A 16,945-nucleotide genomic window follows, 5' to 3' on the forward strand; every position below is an offset into this window, starting at 1 on the left:
CGACGGCGTAGCCGGCAAAAGTCGTGAGACGACTTTTGAGCGAGTCTCGGTGAGAGCTGTGCTCGAACCGTCTCCCGCAGAGAGGGTGGTGGAAGACTGCGAAGCAGGCTGGAACCAGGGGGAGACTTCCCCCTCCCAATTAAATATATCGAGGCGAAATATGAAAATTATTAAGACTGTTGAAGAATTTAAGGAAATTAGAAAAACTTTTGGTGATAAGAGCGTTGGTTTTGTGCCGACTATGGGCGGGTTGCATAACGGGCATTTGAGCCTGATGAAGAGGGCGATTGCTGAAAACGACATCAGCGTGGCAAGCGTTTATCTGAATCCGACTCAGTTTAATGACAAAAAGGATTTGGAGACTTACCCGGCTAATTTTGCTGATGACTGTGCCCTGCTCGAAAAGGCCGGCGTGGACTATCTTTTTGCACCGACTTACCCGGTCATGTACCCGGATGACTATGCTTACATGTTGACAGAAAAACGCTTCAGCAAAGAATTGTGCGGGGCAAAACGACCGGGCCATTTTGACGGTGTTCTCACTGTTGTAATGAAGTTTTTCAACATCGTTCGCCCGACCCGCGCTTATTTTGGTGAAAAGGACTATCAGCAGTACAAACTCCTTGACGGAATGGTAAAGGCTTTCTTTATGGATATCGAACTTGTTCCGTGTCCGATTGTCCGCGAAGAAAACGGCCTTGCAATCTCAAGCCGAAACCGCAAATTGAGCAAAGAAGGTCTTGCGCTTGCTCCGAAGTTCCATGAGATTCTTGCAAGTGGCGGTTCGGAAGAAGAAATTGCGGCTAAACTTGAGGCTGCGGGCTTCAAAGTCGATTATGTCACAATCAAAGACAACCGCATTTATGCCGCCGTCTTCCTCGAAGAGGTAAGATTGATTGATAATTTGGAGCGATAATGAAAGATAAGCACATCCTGTTGCATGTGACAGGCTCAATTTCCTGCTACAAAGCATGCGAACTCACAAGTCTTCTCGTAAAGGCCGGTGCTGAAGTTCAGGTAACCATGAGCGAAGGTGCCTTGAAATTCCTTCAGCCCGCTGTGTTCGAAGGATTGAGCCGCCGCGAAGCACTCACGCCTGACATGTTTGCGCGTAAGCCTGACTGCATTCCGCACATCACTTTGGCTCAAAAATGGGCTGATTTGATTATCGTGTATCCGGCTTCGGCAAACTGCATTGCTCGCCTTGCTTCTGGCCTGAGCGATGACCTTTTTGGTGCGACATTCCTTGCCAACAATTTTGAAAAAACGGTGCTTTTGGCGCCCGCAATGAACTCAAGCATGTTCGCTCATCCGTCAACGCAGGAAAACCTCAAAAAGCTGGCAGGCTGGGGCACAAAGATTCTTCCGACCGAAGAAGGCCGTCTTGCTTGCGGGGCAGTTGGATTGGGAAAGTTGATTTCGCCAGAAAAGGCACTGGAATTTATAAAAGAAGCGTTATGAAAATTTTGATAACTGGCGGCGGATGCCGGGAATATATTGATAGTGTTCGCGTGGTGACTAATTCTTCGAGCGGTCGGACTAGTGCCGAGCTTGCGGAGGAGCTTTTTGCAAAGGGCTTTGAAGTCACGCTGATTACGGCAAAAAGTGCTATAAAACCGCAGGTTTCTTCTATTAATATGCGTTTCTTTGAGACTGGAGAAGAACTTGCTGTGGCTATTCGGAAAGAGCTTACTTCATGCCAGTACGATGCCGTGATTCATGCGGCGGCCGTGAGTGACTTTGTGCCAGAAACAATCCAGATTGCAGGCGAGACGATAAAGGCCGGAAAGAATGCGAAAAAACTCCCTTCCGGCGGCGAAATGACCGTAACCTTTAAGGCCAGTCCGAAAATCGCTGACAGCTTGCACGAATGGGCAAAAATCGGCGGAAACGCAAATGCAAAGGTCGTGTGCTTCAAACTTTTGAACAATGCAGATGAAGAGGCAAAAACAAAAGCCGTTTCGAGCCTCTTCGGTCATTCAAAAGCCGACTTCGTTGTGTACAATGATTTGAGCCAGATTACAAAAGAGAGCCATCCGTTCAAGATTCTAAAAACTAACGGAGAATGTGTTGCAACAGGAAATACAAACGCAGAAATGGCGGACGCTCTTTGCAAGGTTTTGGAGAAATTATGATTTTAACACTTGATATCGGGAATACTCAGCTTTCGGGCGGGGTTTTTAAGGACGACAAGATTACGCTGACTTTCCGCTGTGCGACGACTCACGGAACTTCGAGTGATGAACTGGGAATCTTTTTGCGGTCGGTGCTGCGTGAAAACGGAATTGATTCTAAGCTGATTTCGGACATTGCGGTCTGCTCGGTCGTGCCTTCGCTGAACTATGCGGTCACAAGTGCCTGCCTCAAATATTTCGGAATCGAGCCGCTGATGATTCGTTCTGGCATCAAAACAGGACTCAGACTGCGCTATTCAAATCCGCGTGAAATCGGTGCGGACAGAATCGCGGCTGCAATCGGAGCAAGCGCGCTCAAACTGGAAAATCACCTGATTGTCGTTGACATGGGCACTGCAACAACGGTCGATGTAATCACAAAGGACTGCGAATATTGGGGCGGTGCGATTCTGCCTGGAATCAACATGATGATGCACGCACTTTCTTCAGGAACGGCACAGCTTCCAAGTGTCGAAATCGTTGAGCCAGAAAAGGCATGCGGAACTTCAACCGTAACGGCAATTCAGTCTGGCCTTTACTACGGCACTCTCGGTTCAATCCGGGAGCTAATCACGCGCTTCACAAAGGAAGTGTTCAAGGGAGAAAAGCCAATCATAATCGCAACAGGAGGCTTCTCAAACCTCTTCCGCGACTCCGGCCTTTTCGACCGAGTTGAAAGCCAGCTGGTTCTGGATGGATTAAGAATCGCGCTGGAATTAAATAAATAGGAGAAAATTGTGAATATCGAAGTTTTGAAATCTAAATTGCATCGTGCTACTGTGACTCAGACTATTTTGGATTATGAAGGGTCCATTTCTATTGATACGGAGCTTGTTAAAAAGGCGGGGATGCATCTTTGGGAAAAGGTTGAGATTTTCAACATCAACAACGGTGCGCGACTTGCAACCTACATCATTCCTGGAAAGAAGGGCGAATTCTGCCTTAACGGAGCGGCCGCTCGTCTTGCACAGCCGGGAGACAAAATCATCGTCGTTACTTACACCTGGATTGACGAGAAGGACGCGGATTCATGGAAGCCGAAGATTGTCCTTTTGAACGACGACAATTCGGTTAAGGAAGTCAAAGAATAGACCTGCGCGCTCAAGATGAAGTCTCGTTTTTTCCTGGCATTTTTTAGTTTTCTTCCGATTTTCTCTTTTGCGGAGATTCCGCTGCATTTTTCGCTTGAACCGTATTTTGCTTATTCGCAGGGGCAGATAAATGAACTTCTGTATGATGAGTGGCATTCCGGGCGGATTTTGAGCAGTCTTGAATGGGACAGGAATTTGTTCTTAATCGGTGTGGATTCCGCGTGCTCTTTTGGGCGGCTCAATTTGTCGGTTGATTTTTCATCTTCGGTGCCACAGGATAGTGGCAACATGCAGGATTCTGACTGGATGAACCAATCGGCTCCACAAATGCGTACGACTTATTCTTGCGGGACTAACGAAGCTGTTCAGAATTATGACACGAATCTTTCGCTTTCCTTTGATTTTTTTCCTTTTAATTCGGCGGATGAGAGGGTACTGGTTTTTTCGCCGATGGCACAAGTTCAATATGCCTACGATTCTTTTGAGCGCACTAAGGCAAAGGGCTGGTACGGTCAGGGCACCTACTCTTCGGATTCTAAAAATCACTGGTGGTACGAAGAAGAAGCAAAGCGTTTCCCGGTGACTTACTGGAACGATTCAAAAGGCCGCTATGTCACCCAAAGGCTTGCCGGAGTTTCCTTTAGTCAGCATATTTTTTCAACTTTTATCGGGGCGAAAATTGCTGCAAGAGTCTCAAAAAGGCTTTCGTTCGATTTTTCGGCTTTATTTTCACCATTTTCATACACTGAATTTACGGACACTCATCACGGAAGCGAAACGCGCTATTCCCATGCAGGCAGAAATTTCTGGAAGCAGGCAAAATATTCTTTTGGCGGAGACTTTGCTTTTTCAAAAAGACTTTCACTGAATCTTTCTGGCTCAATTTTTTCTTTCCAGCGCACCAAGGGCACTTTTTACATTGATGGAATCAAAGATTATGCCCATAAGAACGGAACGGGGCGTTTTTCGATGACGGCAAAGGCCGGGATTCGCGTGAAAGTTTTATGATTTTGTGCTATACTTTCCGCATGAAGCGCACTTTTCTTCTATATATATTGTTTTTTTTCTCCATTCCGATTTTTGCGCAGTTTTTCTCGAAGAACAAATTCCGTGATTTGCAAGTCAAAGCTCACTCGGAGATTTTCTTTACGCAGACCGAAAATTGTTATGCGCTTGAACTTCCAGGGGTAGACCCGTCTTTGATTCAGATGGAGCTTCCTGAACTTCCTTTGGGCACAAAATTCATTTCATCAAAAAAAGAAGGATTCCGTGCGGATTCGGGCGAGTTGGGCACAGTCATTTCGCTTTGGTTCAATTTCGCGTATTCGGGTGTCACGCGTATTCCGCCGCTGCTCGTAAAAATCAAAAACAGAACTTACTACTTTGAATTCGAAAAGGTGATGGTTCATGAAAATCCGAGCCTGATTTCCCCGGTTCTTGAAATCGTGTTCGAAAATCCCAAAAATCTGATTTCTGACAAAAAAACTGGCCGCAAAACGCTGAAAGTCCGCAAGGGCGAAAAGATTTCTTTCGTGCTCTCTTTGCGCTATGCCGTTCAGGTTCTTGATTTTTCATGGAAGATTCCAAAGGATTCAATTTTTACTGAAACCGAACGGTTTGATTTTGCGAACGGAATCACTAAAATCACTCAGTTTACGGGCGATGCAAAAAATCTTTCAAGGTTTGATTGGCAGATTTTAAAAGACGGCACTTTCAGCTTGCCAGAAATTTCGGTCAGGGCACTGGCTTACAACGGTTCGCAAAAAGAACTTCATCTGAATCAGAATATTGCGCTCGCTGTTTCCGGGGTGGCATCTAATCTTTCTGATGACAAAGGAATCAAAGGCAGTGATGTTTTTTCTGCGGCGTTCGAAAAACCTTCTGAGCAAGATTTTGCCGAAAAGCAAAAAGCTTTCACCCGCGAGGACTGTGAAATCATGTCTCAAAAAGAAAGGCGCTCGCTGATGCAGAAACTTTTCGGGAAAAAATATGCAGTTTTTTCTGGTGGCGAGATTTATCCTGTTCCCGAAAAAAAATCAAACGGGCAGGCCTTTTCCGGCGGTCAGAAAGTAAAAGTCAGCGAGCAGGCCGGGGAATGGGCTTTCGTGGAATGTAACGAATTTTCCGGCTGGACATTAAATGAAAATCTGTTTGAAATAAGAGGATAATATGGATTTTGGTGATATTTTGAATCAATGGGGAGACATGCAGAAAAACGAGAAAAAAGTGGCCCGCGAAAAATCTAAAGTGCCTCAGATTTCTCGCAAAATGGCAAATGCTCCCACCGCTGAAGAAAAAGCCGCACGCAAAAAGGCAAAACTTGCAGCAGAAGGCAGAAGTTACGAAGAGCAGATGGAAGCTGATTCCAAAAAGACGATTAATCCGATGGAACTGTGGCTGCGCCGTTATGGGGTTACTGACAAGGACAAGGCCGCAGACGAATATGCAGAACGCACCAAGATGGAAAGCCGTGAATATCTCAGGACAATGCGCCCCGAAGCCAGAATTGATTTGCACGGACTTACCCGCGATGAAGCATGGGCTAGGCTTTCTTCATTTGTAAATGATTGTATTCGTCGTGGATTAAAAAAGATTTTGATTATTCATGGAAAAGGAAATCACTCTCACGGAAGTGACCCTGTTCTTGGCGCGATGGTAAAGACTTTCATCGAGCAGAACAAAAATCTGGGCACTTCCGGTCACCCCGACCGCAGCATGGGCGGAAGCGGGGCAACATGGGTGATTATAAAGTAAGTGTTCTCTTTGAACCTTAGTAAACGCTCAAGATTTCAGCAAGTCGGTCTTTGCCGATGATTTTCATGAAGCTTGCAAGGCGCGGTCCCTGATCTTTGTTAATCAGTGCGTGATAGAGCGCGGTGAACAATGCCTTTGCTTCAATACCAAGCTCTGTTGCGATATCGTACATTGCCTGCTGGCAGTCTTTGTCTGTAGCGAATGAGCCGACCTTTGGAACGACTTCATCACGAACGCGTTTAACTGCTGTAAGAAGGTCGCCTGTGATATCGCTTGATTTGCTTCCGTCTGTGCGGAGAGAGAAACACATATCCGCGGCACAGTCAGGAGCAGATTCGTTAATCCAGTACCAAGCACAGGCACATCGTTTGCGCAAAGTTTCTTCCTGTTCTGGTTTTACATCGCCCAAAGACTTGATTACTGCATCAACATCACCTGAATATGTCTGCAAGAGAGTTGTGAGCAATCGGAACGGAACCTGATATGGCATGACTTTTGGCATCTCGCCAATCTGGCTCAATTCATAAAGTCGTTTTTCGCGGAGAAGAAGCTGTTCTTTTTTTGCAGGATCCTTTTCTTTCGGCTCTTCAACTCCCCAAACCAATCGTTCTGTTCGGTCGTATGCTTCGTAAATTGTGATTACATCAAGGTCGAAGCTGATACTGAATTCGTGGTCAACTTTGTTTGAAGCGAAAATGTATCGCAAAACTTCCGGCTGATAAACTTCGAGGGCATCAACCAGAGAAATTACCTTTCCTTTTGAAGAAGACATTTTGCCAGGAACGCCCTTGAGCTTAACGAAGTCGTACTTCATTGTGACAGGAGCATCCCATCCGTAAAGGCGTTTTGAAACGAGTTTAGCTGTGTCGTAAGAGCCGCCTGGACTGATGTGGTCTTTTCCGCCTGGTTCGAAGCAGACTTTTTCTTCATTCCAGCGCATTGGCCAGTCAACACGCCAGCCGAGCTTGAATTCTTTTGATGTGCGCAAGTCGCCCTTTTCAACATGACCGCAGGCATTACACTTGTAAGTGATTCCGTACTCGCCGTCGTATTCGAGGATTTCTGTTTCGTCTTTGTTACATTTGCAGCAGAATGCGGCAACAGGCCAGTAAACATCGCTGTCCTTCATTTTGTGCTCGTCGTCGCGGTACTCGTTGAGGCACTGCTTGATGACATCACGCTTCTGCATAGCGATTTTCATGCCCTCTGTGTAGCGGTTTGCACGGTAGCGGCTTGCCTGATACAAAAATTCCGGGTGAATTCCAACTCGTGGAAGCTGAGTCTCAATATCGACCTCATGGTGGCGCGCATAGTTCTCGTCACGGCCGAAGGTGTCTGGAACCATTGTGATTGGGTAGCGGAGGTATTTTTCAAGAATCTCTGGTTTTGGCATGTTTCCAGGAACTTTTCGGAATACATCGTAGTCGTCCCATGAATAAATGAATCGGACATTTTTTCCGTGGTCACGCAAAGCGCGTACAACCAGATCAACCGTGATGATTTCGCGGAAGTTACCGATATGAACAGTGCCCGAAGGAGTGATTCCCGAAGCACAGGTGTATGAAGGCAAATCGCCCTTCTGTTTGATGATTCGTTCAGCCTGCTGGTCAGCCCAGTGGCATAATTCTTTAGGGTCTCGTGACATAAAGATTCCTTTACTATTCAGATTTTTCAATATTATAGTAAAAAACGGCATGTTATACAATGAAGTGCGGGATTCAGTGCGATTCAAGTCTCGTACTTGCATAAATATGTATAATTTCTGTATAATTATTCGCAAATTAGGATAAATTCTTTGTCTGTGGGGCAAAATCCTTCATTATTATCAGGAGCTGGATATGAAAAAAATCGCTGTTGTTGTTGCAGCTTTTGCTGCTGTTCTTGCCTTGACTTCTTGTAACAAAAAGGTTGAGGCTGGTGAATTCACTGTTGAAAAGGGCAAACTCAAAGTTGGTATGGAAATCGGTTACCCACCAATGGAGTACTATGATGCTGACGGAAAAACTCCAATCGGTTTCGACATTGAATTGGGTAAGGCTGTCGCTGCAAAACTCGGTCTCGAAGTAGAATTCATTGACACTGCATGGGATGGAATTTTCGCAGGTCTTGAAACAAATAAATACGACTGTGTTATGTCTGCTGCCACAATCACTCCAGAGCGATTGGAATCAATGGAATTCTCAAAGCCATATGTTGGAAACGGTCAGGCAATCGTTGTTCGTGCAGACAGAGATTTCCGCCCGACTACACCAAGTGAACTTGAAGGCAAAACAGTTGCTTATCAGGCAGAAACAACTTCTGACATCTTCATGCAGAAACAGGTTCAGGCTGGTCTCAAATTCACTCCTGCTGAATTCGACAAAGTAATCAATGCTTACGATGAACTCAAACTCGGTCGCTGTGACGCTGTTGTTAGCGATGCTCTTGTTTATGCAAATTATGCAAACGACCCGTCTTTCATTTCAACATGGGTCGGAAGTGCTGATGAGTATTTTGGCGTTGCAATCCGAAAGGGCAACACAGCTCTTCTTGAAAAAGTAAACACTGCAATCGATGAAATGCTTGCTGACGGTTCAATGACCGAAATCTACCTCAAGATTTTCGGTGCTGACATGTCTGACACAATAAAATAATTTTGGAGATAAAATGACCTCTATACAGAAAATAATCGGATGGATTCCTGCTCTGCTCGATGGAGCAAAAATCACGATTCTCCTTACGCTCACTTCGGTTGCAGCTGGAATCGTAATCGGGCTTTTTCTTTCTCTCGGAAAAATGTCAAAAGACAAGTTCCTCAAAAAAATCTGCTCGGTATATATCTTCTTTTTCCGGGGCACACCGCTCTTGATGCAGCTTTATTTTCTGTATTTTGGTCTGCCAAAATTGTTCCCGGTTCTTACGCTCCGCAATAAGTTCCTTGCAGCTTTCATTGCATTCGGTTTGAATTCGGGCGCTTACATGGCCGAGTACATCCGTGCGGCAATTCAGTCAATCGACAAGGGGCAGAAAGAAGCAAGTCATGCTCTCGGTTTCAGCTATGCTCAGACAATGGGCTTGATTATCGTTCCGCAGTCAATCCGCCGTCTTATTCCGGCAATCGGCAATGAATTCATCATGGTCTTAAAAGACGCTTCTTTGGTTTCACTTATTGCACTTGAAGACATCACAAAAGTCACACGAAGCATTGCATCTTCTTCTGGAAACGAACTTGTTTACATTCCGGCAATGATTCTTTACCTGATTATCACCGCTGTGTTCTCTGTTGTATTTAATAGAACAGAAAAGCGATTCAGCGTGTATGAGTAAGCGTGAAGGGGAAGCAAAATGAGTATAATTAAAACAGAAAATATCGGTGTTGCTTTTGGCGATTTGCATGTTCTTAAAGGCGTTTCTCTTACTGTTGAACCAAAGGAAGTCGTTTGTATTATCGGGCCGAGTGGTGCAGGAAAATCAACTTTCTTGCGCACGCTCAACCATCTTGAAAAAATCGATTCAGGCAAGATTTTTGTTGAAGATAATCTTCTTGATGATTACGAAAATGGCAAGGTTAACTTCAAGATGCCTAAAAAGGAGAGGGCAAAGGTTCTTCTGGAAATGGGAATGGTTTTCCAGAGATTTAACCTCTTCCCGCACAAGACAGTTCTTGAAAATGTTATGATTGCACCGGTTCATGTCAAAAAGGTGAGCCGCGAAGAAGCAAAAAAGAGAGCCATGGATTTACTGGCTCGTGTCGGACTTGCTGACAAGGCTGGCGAATATCCTTCAAGGCTTTCAGGCGGTCAGCAGCAGCGAGTGGCAATTGCCCGTGCTCTTGCAATGGAGCCAAAAATCATGCTTTTTGACGAGCCGACCAGCGCACTTGATCCAGAGCTTGTTGGTGAAGTTTTGAATGTTATGAAGCAGCTTGCCCAGGACGGCATGACGATGATTGTCGTGACCCACGAAATGGCATTTGCCCGTGAAGTTGCGAACCGCGTTCTGTTTATGGAAAGCGGTAAAATCGTAGAAGAGGGCAGCCCGGAACAAATCTTCGGTGCCCCAAAAAGCGAGCGTCTGCAGCAGTTCTTAAAAAGCGTACTTTAGTAAATGAGAGACCTGTCCAAAATCTGAGGTTAGCGGGCAGGTCTTTTTTTATCAAAAGAAGTGTTTTTTGTAAAACTACTATACAATTACCCCCCCCCATCCAATCTTTTTGAATAGTAGAAATTTGTCTTTGATTCCAGTTTTGGTGTAGATGTGGGAAATATGATTTTCAACAGTGCGGAGTGAAACACCAAGCTTTTCGGCACACTGCTGATTTGAAAGCCCCTTCTGAATCTCACTTAGAATTATTTTTTCAGTCTTTGTGAATGAAGCGTAAAGTTCTTCAATTTCGGAAAATTTAGAAGCAAGTTCCCGCTGAATGTATGGCTTGTCAAAATAAACGGATTCAATCGCTTCGATAAAAGCAGGCCTTCCTGCTGTTTTTGAGACAAAGCCTTTTGCCCCGTATGTATCACTCATTGCCTTGCGGATGTTGTGCCCTTCGTCAAGAGATGTGAAAACGATTGCCCTTAGATTTTTACCCGATTCTTTGATTGCCTTTAGAATAAGAAGCCCGCTGTCATTTTGGTCCTCGCCGCTTTTACGGAAAGAAAGTTCGGTGATAACGATGGCGTGCTGTTCTTCGGTGATTCTGGCGTTTTGGATGATGCGGATTGCGGCATTGACGCTCTGTGCCGTGGCGGCAATCTCAACATTTTTGAAGGTAGAAAGCCAGCTCATGATTCCTTCGATTATGACATCAGAACTGTCAAAAACATAAAGCAACACTTTTTCCATGGCAAATAGCTTAGCACGACAGTATTTTGAAGTCCAGCATTTTCTGTGATATTACTTATTTTTTTACACATAAAAATTGTGCGTTATTGTGCATTTTTCTTAAAAAAAAGTAAAAAATTTATGAGAATTTTCTTAAATGTGTGCGTTACACTCATGAATTTGAGAAAAACCTGTTATAAGATTTATCTCAATATCCTCGTCGAGGAGTAAAAAAGTTTATCTCAATAAAGGGAGAAAATCTTATGAAGAAAATTTTGGCTTTGATGGCTGGGGTTGCATTGCTCTTTACATCAACAATGTTTACTTCATGTTCAGACAGTGATGATGATTCAAGCTCTTCTGGCTCATCATCAGCAAACAAAACCGGCTCAATCGTCGGTGTTGTTCTGGACAACAAAGGTGAACCGGTAGAAGGTGCAACAGTCACTCTCGGTTCAAAAACTGCAACAACGAACTACGGTGGTGAGTTCGAGATTAAGGATGTCGCTGTAAACGACGCAGCCTTAGTCACTGCTGGTTCAAGTGTATTGCCTACAACAGGTTCTACAACTGATACGCGTACAACAGCTTACACTTTGACTGCAAAGAAAGACGGCTACCTTTCTTCAAAAGTAACTGGTATCTATGTTACTTATAAAGAGAAAGAGGCTGCTAAGTCTAAGGACTATCAGGATGCTCTTCGTGGTGCTTTGACAAACGACTATGCAACAATCCTTGATGATTATGCACAGAACACCACAAATAGCACACAGGCTGCTACAACAATTGTCGGAACTGCTGCTGGTACAGATGTCGGATATTCTCAGACAACAACCAACACAAACGACATTTCTGGTGTAATGACAATCATTGCAAATGCATTGAAAGATCTTGAAAGCTTGTACAAAGATTCAGAATGGAGTGTTGAAAACTATGCTGATTTTGCAAGTGCTGCATTGATTCCTTGTGATGCTTCATTCACTGGTTCTGTAAAATTGAACCTCTCTCCAATTGAGAGCCAGACTGGTTATTCAGAAAAAACATACATTCCTACATCTGAACCGACAGTACGAATGTCTTATACATCTGGAACAAATGACTATGTATTCACAGCTAAAGTAGCCAAAGACGGAACTTTCAAATTCGAAAAACTTCCTTCTGGTGTTACTCTTAAATTGACTGTTGATGCATTCATTGAAAAGATTGAAGACACACAGTACTACTTCTCTGGTACAGCTGCTGACTACATTCTTGATAATACTACTACATCTGAGCAGAATGGTACTAATATCAAACTTGGAAGCGGCGATGCTAACGAGAAATCTTGTGTCCTCATGCTCCATGCACAGTACGACAAGATTTGGATTGTTGAATCTAACCTCTTCGAGAACGAAACTGGTTCATTGATTGATGTTGCTACACCGTTCACATTCACTTTCAACAAAGAGATGAAAGAAGTTGGAATTACAGCAACTAATCTTAAAGATGTTACAGACAAAGCATTCACTGTTACACTCAGCGATGACAAAAAGACTGCAACTGTAACTCCAACAGACGGAAGCTGGACTGCAAGCGCTGCTGCAACAAACCCGACTGTTACACTCACTGCTCATGCAGTTGACGGTACAAATGTTATTGTTAACGGAAATGCAATCACTGTTTACCTCGATGTTTACAACTATGTTTCACTCGTAACAACAAGCTACGATGATGAGACTTCACGCCTTGCCCTCGACAGCGAAATCAAACTCGCATTCTCTAAGGCAGTTAAGGGTGATGTTGTATTGAACTCACCGAATACATACCAGTACACAAAGACATGGAGTGATGACCGCAAGACTCTCACTCTCAAGCCTGTAACTTACTGGCCTGCATTTACTTCAGCAACAAATACTGCTACTAACTTTGCTATTGCTACTGCAAAATCACTTTCTGGCGATGATGAATCTGCAACTGTGACATTCAAATACTGGAAGGCTCATTCATCAACTACTGGTTTGGCTGTTTACTTCAACGCATATGTTGATGTTGAACTTGAAGATGCAAGCACAGCAAATCAGGAAGCATTTAAGATTAAGTTCTCTAAGGCACTCAAATCATTTGATGTTAAGGGAAATACAAATCTTACAGCAGTAAAGATTGGTGCTGATACACTTACTATCAATAAAGATTACACTCTCTCAATCAATGATGCTAAAACAGAAGTTACTGTTTCTGCAAAAGACGGTGTATTCACAAAAGAAGGTAATGTAAAAGTTTCACTTGCTGCTCTTGAAGCTGTAGACGGAAGTACACTCATCCGTGAAGTTGGTAAGCTCACAGCTGCTACTACACTTGCAAATCTTACTTCTTACAAGTTCGCATACGAAGGCTTCTGGCTCAAACCAGTTGCAATCGAAGTTGTAAACACATTGCCAGCAAGTGCAAAACTTTCTCGTGCTGCAATCATCGATGCAACAACTGACCAGTACCTCAAGCTTTCTTTCAACAAGAACATCTACAAATCAGCTATCACTCTCAAAACCGGTGATGACGCAACTGCTGCAGCTGCTGTTGTAAATGGTGATAAAGCAAAGAACTACATCGACGGAAAAGATGTCTATGTTGCTCTTGCAGATGTTGCTAATGTAAAGAAAGTTCTCGTTCTTGCTGATTTGGCTACTGTTACTGCAGAAGACGGTGAAACTCTTGATACTACATCACACACTGACTGGACAACTCTCACATCAGGTCTTGAGTTCCGCATTTACGCTGCACTCACACTTGAGGGTTCTAGCCTTGTTGCAGAAACACCAGATGTTAACGGTTACAAGACATACAAAGAAGCTGACCCTGTAGCAAACAAAACTGTTACATTCACCTTCAACAAAGAGCTTCCAACAACTTACACAGCAGAAGTTGACTTGTATTCTTGGAACGCTAAGAAAAACACTTACACAAAATCTGTCGACACAGCAAAAATTGCTTGTGACGGCTCAAAGACTGTAACATTCACATCTGACAAACTTCTTCCAATCATTGAGAAAGAAGTTTCAAATGCTGATAATACAGCAGTTTACACAACACACTATCTCTCACTCGTAGTTAAGAATGAGGCAGGTGTTGTTCTCTTCTCAACAAAAACAGCCAGCTTCGGAAACGAGGCAGGTTCATTCGATGTAGCATTCGATGCTCTCGTTGACAAAAAATCTGGAAGTTCATGGGCTTCAGCACAGGAATTCAACACTGTAAAAGTTAATGTTGCTCCATATGCAATCACTAACTACAGCCTCGTTACAGAGGTAACAGATGTTGCTGGTAACAAATCTTACAAAGCTCTTCCGGCTGTTCCTGCTAAGACTCCGTTGGTATTCACATTCAACGCTCTCCCAGCTGGTGCAACTGCAAGCTATGATTTGGAACTTGATGGAAAACTTATCGAAGAAGCTAAAGCCGCTACAGTTGATGCAACTGCAAACAAAGTTACAATCGCAAGCGACAAGCTCGTATTCGATGCTGACAAAGCTGCTGCTGCAACAGGCCGCACAGAATACAAAGTTACTCTCAGCGTAAAAGATGCTGATGGAAACATTGTATTCACAACAGACAACACACAGAAAACTAAGTTCGCTGTTGTTAAAGATTCTTACGAGCAGAAAGTATTTGTTCCTGTAGCTGGTAAGGAAGTTAAGGACAGCACAGACACAACTGCTAATCCAGCACCTGTTGCTCTCTATGCTGCTCCAAAACTTTCTGTTAAGGTTGCACCACTCACATTGGTTGGAACAAGCCTTGTAAAAGCAACAGTTAATCCTCTCGATGAAACTGATGTTACTTACAAGCTTCTTAACCCAATCGTTCCAGGTGCTTCTGTAGACTTCACATTCAGCGATGACCTCACAGGTGCAACTGTTGAAGCAAATGTTTACGGTCCAGCAAGCAAAGCTACTGTTGGAACAAATGTTAAACTCGAAGGCACAACAGCAACTGTTGCTGGTAAGACAGTAACTGTATCAAATGCTAAGATGCTTTCTTACAGCAATACAGCTTCAACTTCTTACTATGTTGAACTCAAGATTATTAAAGACGGTAAACTCTTGTTCTCAGTAGAAAAAGATTACTTCGGTGCTGTTGATAAGACATTTGAGAAAGTTGCTGTTGTTGGTAAGCTTTATTATGACGATACAGACTACAATGGTTCTACAGATGAACAGGCTGCTCTTAAGAGTACTGTAACTGTTAATGCTGTTGATCATGCAGCAATCAAAGTTGATGTAGTTAAGACTGCTGTTGTAACAAAAGCAATGAGCAAGACTGCTACAACAACAACTTCTACAGACTTCGCTAAGTCTTACAACTCAGACATCGTTCTCCAGTTCACACACAATGTTCCTGGATACACAGCTGTTTTGTATAAGACTGCTGCAACAATCAATCTTAACGACAAGCTCGCTGATGTACAGAAACTAGCTGGAAATGTTGGTAAGATTTACGATTCTAAAGTAGTTGCTGCTGCTTCTAACAATGTTACACTTTCAATCGGAACTAATAAGTACTTCTCTTCTGGAGAAACTGTTAAAGTTGCAATCTTCGATGACAGTGATGACAAAGTTTGTGTAATCACAGATGTTAAGACAACTGACAAAGACGGTAAAAATGATGGTGATAAGGCAAACTTTATCGCTAAGGTAGCTGTTGCTGGTGATGAAACAAACGACTACATTTCTAGCTTGACAGCTGGCGAGCTAGCCCTCACTGTTGATGGTGAAGCTGCAAAAGTTGGTAACACTAAGAAAGTTAAGTTTGGTCCAATTCCAGTACACTTCTCTGCAGATAAATCTACTCCAGCTACATACACAGTTTATGGAAAAACATTCAGCTCAAATGCCGCTAACAATGACAAGTGGATTAAATTGTCTGATACTACTGCAACAACGGCTGCTGTAAGCTATGAAGATGCTGCTGACGGTAAGGGTGTTGTAGATGCTGATGACCTTACATACACAGATTACACACTCCATAACTTCAAGTATGCTTATGTAACTGTAACATTCGCTAGCGACGCATTCGGCTACGACGGTGTAGTTGATGTAGCTGTTCTTGAAGAATATGACGAAACACGTGCACTCTTCTCTAAGACTGGATTGAAAGATGTTGTTGCTCCAGAATTGACATTGTCAGGTGCAGGTTTGGTTGCTGATGGAAGCGATGTAACTAAATACAGAATCACTGGTATTTCAGCTGTTGCTCCTGCTAATGCTTCAACTGACCCAGTTGCAGATCCTGTTGCTTGGAACAATGTTCTTACAATCACTGGTAACGAATGGCTTTCTACTGCTAAGGCAGAACTTCTGGCTACAGGAAAGCATACAAGTGCTCATGTAAGCGATGGTAAAGTTTCTACAACAGAAGCAGTTATTGGTAAAGTCAACTGGACTTCTTCTACAACAGGAACTGTTGAGTTCACTAAGACTGCATTCTTCAAGGGTGATATTATTACTATTACTGCAACTGATGCTTCTGGTAAAGAAGCAACTTACACAATCACAATTGAGTAATAATCTTTACCCCGCTGGTTAACCCCAGTGGTGTAATGTCACACTAAACCAAAACAGCCACCTTGTATTGCTGCAGGGTGGCTGTTTTTTTTATATATTTTATTTTGAATAATTTTCTCTTAACTGTTAGAGCTGTCTGTGATATAATATAGATAATGGATATAAGATTTTACGAAAAATTTCCATGTTGTTTCAAAAATGCATTAAAAAGTGGAGAAGTTATTTTTTCACAAGAGCCACAAATTTATTTTAATACTTTTAGGGCTTATAGGGGAATTTTTCGTACAAAAGGTGGAAATTTTTCAAAAATTACATTTGATGATTTTTTATCACAGGCAGAAAAAGGTCAAAATTACAATCCAAGATGGGGAACGAAAGAAAGTTATTATTCTTGCTCATTATTCAAAAACTTGGAGGAGTGTAAAAAAGCTTTAGTATTTCCAAATCCTAAAGAAGACCGTCAAATTGCTTTAGGGCCGGTAACGCAGAACGATGGCTGTATACGAGAAAGTTTGAGAGATTCCCATGTGGATTATTGGATATATGAAAATCATTCTGATTTTTGGACAAAGTTTAAGATAGTATAAAT

The 16,945-nt window shown here is 43.2% G+C and carries 15 protein-coding genes; 13 read left to right on the forward strand and 2 right to left on the reverse strand.

The window, feature by feature from the left end; genetic code table 11:
* Positions 1-160: 160 nt before the first annotated feature.
* From panC to Q0Q74_RS05545, 8 genes are read left to right on the forward strand one after another with little or no spacing between them, the layout of a single operon-like run.
* Positions 161-916, forward strand: coding sequence for a pantoate--beta-alanine ligase (panC, locus tag Q0Q74_RS05510; protein ID WP_294429253.1), 756 nt, complete (start codon positions 161-163; stop codon positions 914-916).
* A complete protein-coding gene (locus tag Q0Q74_RS05515) occupies positions 916-1,461 on the forward strand; it encodes a flavoprotein (RefSeq protein WP_294429255.1) in 546 nt (181 codons plus the stop codon). The genes panC and Q0Q74_RS05515 overlap by 1 nt, the downstream gene beginning before the upstream one ends.
* Positions 1,458-2,135 carry a phosphopantothenoylcysteine decarboxylase gene (locus tag Q0Q74_RS05520; protein ID WP_294429256.1) on the forward strand — a complete coding sequence of 226 codons (678 nt, stop codon included), beginning with the start codon at positions 1,458-1,460 and terminating at the stop codon, positions 2,133-2,135. Before Q0Q74_RS05515 ends, Q0Q74_RS05520 begins: the two co-directional genes overlap by 4 nt.
* Entirely contained in the window at positions 2,132-2,902 is a 771-nt protein-coding gene (locus tag Q0Q74_RS05525; protein WP_294429257.1) for a type III pantothenate kinase, read from the forward strand. Before Q0Q74_RS05520 ends, Q0Q74_RS05525 begins: the two co-directional genes overlap by 4 nt.
* Positions 2,903-2,911: 9 nt before the next feature.
* Positions 2,912-3,265, forward strand: coding sequence for an aspartate 1-decarboxylase (panD, locus tag Q0Q74_RS05530; RefSeq protein ID WP_294429258.1), 354 nt, complete (start codon positions 2,912-2,914; stop codon positions 3,263-3,265).
* A gap of 15 nt (positions 3,266-3,280) precedes the next feature.
* A complete protein-coding gene (locus tag Q0Q74_RS05535; RefSeq protein ID WP_294429259.1) occupies positions 3,281-4,273 on the forward strand; it encodes an omptin family outer membrane protease in 993 nt (330 codons plus the stop codon).
* A 20-nt stretch (positions 4,274-4,293) separates the two neighbouring features.
* Positions 4,294-5,433: a hypothetical protein gene (locus tag Q0Q74_RS05540; RefSeq protein WP_294429260.1), complete on the forward strand. Its 1,140-nt coding sequence runs from the start codon at positions 4,294-4,296 to the stop codon at positions 5,431-5,433.
* 1 nt (position 5,434) lies between these two features.
* The gene (locus Q0Q74_RS05545; RefSeq protein WP_294429262.1) at positions 5,435-6,019 is read left to right on the forward strand and encodes a Smr/MutS family protein; all 585 of its coding nucleotides are present in this window, start codon (positions 5,435-5,437) and stop codon (positions 6,017-6,019) included.
* A 16-nt stretch (positions 6,020-6,035) separates the two neighbouring features.
* Here Q0Q74_RS05545 and lysS read toward each other — a convergent pair whose 3' ends face one another.
* The gene (lysS, locus tag Q0Q74_RS05550) at positions 6,036-7,664 is read right to left on the reverse strand and encodes a lysine--tRNA ligase (RefSeq protein ID WP_294429264.1); all 1,629 of its coding nucleotides are present in this window, start codon (positions 7,662-7,664) and stop codon (positions 6,036-6,038) included.
* A 193-nt stretch (positions 7,665-7,857) separates the two neighbouring features.
* Here lysS and Q0Q74_RS05555 point away from each other — a divergent pair, with 193 nt between their 5' ends.
* Genes Q0Q74_RS05555 through Q0Q74_RS05565 form a run of 3 tightly spaced genes read left to right on the forward strand, consistent with a single transcriptional unit; the run spans position 7,858 to position 10,102 of the window.
* The gene (locus Q0Q74_RS05555) at positions 7,858-8,652 is read left to right on the forward strand and encodes an ABC transporter substrate-binding protein (protein ID WP_294429265.1); all 795 of its coding nucleotides are present in this window, start codon (positions 7,858-7,860) and stop codon (positions 8,650-8,652) included.
* 13 nt (positions 8,653-8,665) lie between these two features.
* Positions 8,666-9,325, forward strand: a complete 660-nt coding sequence (locus tag Q0Q74_RS05560) for an amino acid ABC transporter permease (RefSeq protein WP_294429267.1) — start codon at positions 8,666-8,668, stop codon at positions 9,323-9,325.
* An 18-nt stretch (positions 9,326-9,343) separates the two neighbouring features.
* Positions 9,344-10,102, forward strand: a complete 759-nt coding sequence (locus Q0Q74_RS05565; protein WP_294429268.1) for an amino acid ABC transporter ATP-binding protein — start codon at positions 9,344-9,346, stop codon at positions 10,100-10,102.
* A gap of 78 nt (positions 10,103-10,180) precedes the next feature.
* Here the strand turns inward: Q0Q74_RS05565 and Q0Q74_RS05570 are convergent, their stop codons facing one another.
* The gene (locus tag Q0Q74_RS05570) at positions 10,181-10,840 is read right to left on the reverse strand and encodes a response regulator transcription factor (RefSeq protein ID WP_294429269.1); all 660 of its coding nucleotides are present in this window, start codon (positions 10,838-10,840) and stop codon (positions 10,181-10,183) included.
* Positions 10,841-11,082: 242 nt separating this feature from the next.
* Here Q0Q74_RS05570 and Q0Q74_RS05575 point away from each other — a divergent pair, with 242 nt between their 5' ends.
* Both Q0Q74_RS05575 and Q0Q74_RS05580 read left to right on the forward strand, forming a co-directional pair.
* Positions 11,083-16,356, forward strand: coding sequence for a hypothetical protein (locus tag Q0Q74_RS05575; protein WP_294429271.1), 5,274 nt, complete (start codon positions 11,083-11,085; stop codon positions 16,354-16,356).
* Positions 16,357-16,511: 155 nt separating this feature from the next.
* On the forward strand, positions 16,512-16,943 hold the full coding sequence (locus Q0Q74_RS05580; protein ID WP_294429272.1) for a hypothetical protein: 432 nt from the start codon (positions 16,512-16,514) through the stop codon (positions 16,941-16,943).
* Positions 16,944-16,945: the final 2 nt, after the last annotated feature.

The sequence above is a fragment of the uncultured Treponema sp. genome, assembly GCF_946187725.1.
Taxonomy (GTDB): Bacteria; Spirochaetota; Spirochaetia; order Treponematales; family Treponemataceae; genus Treponema_D.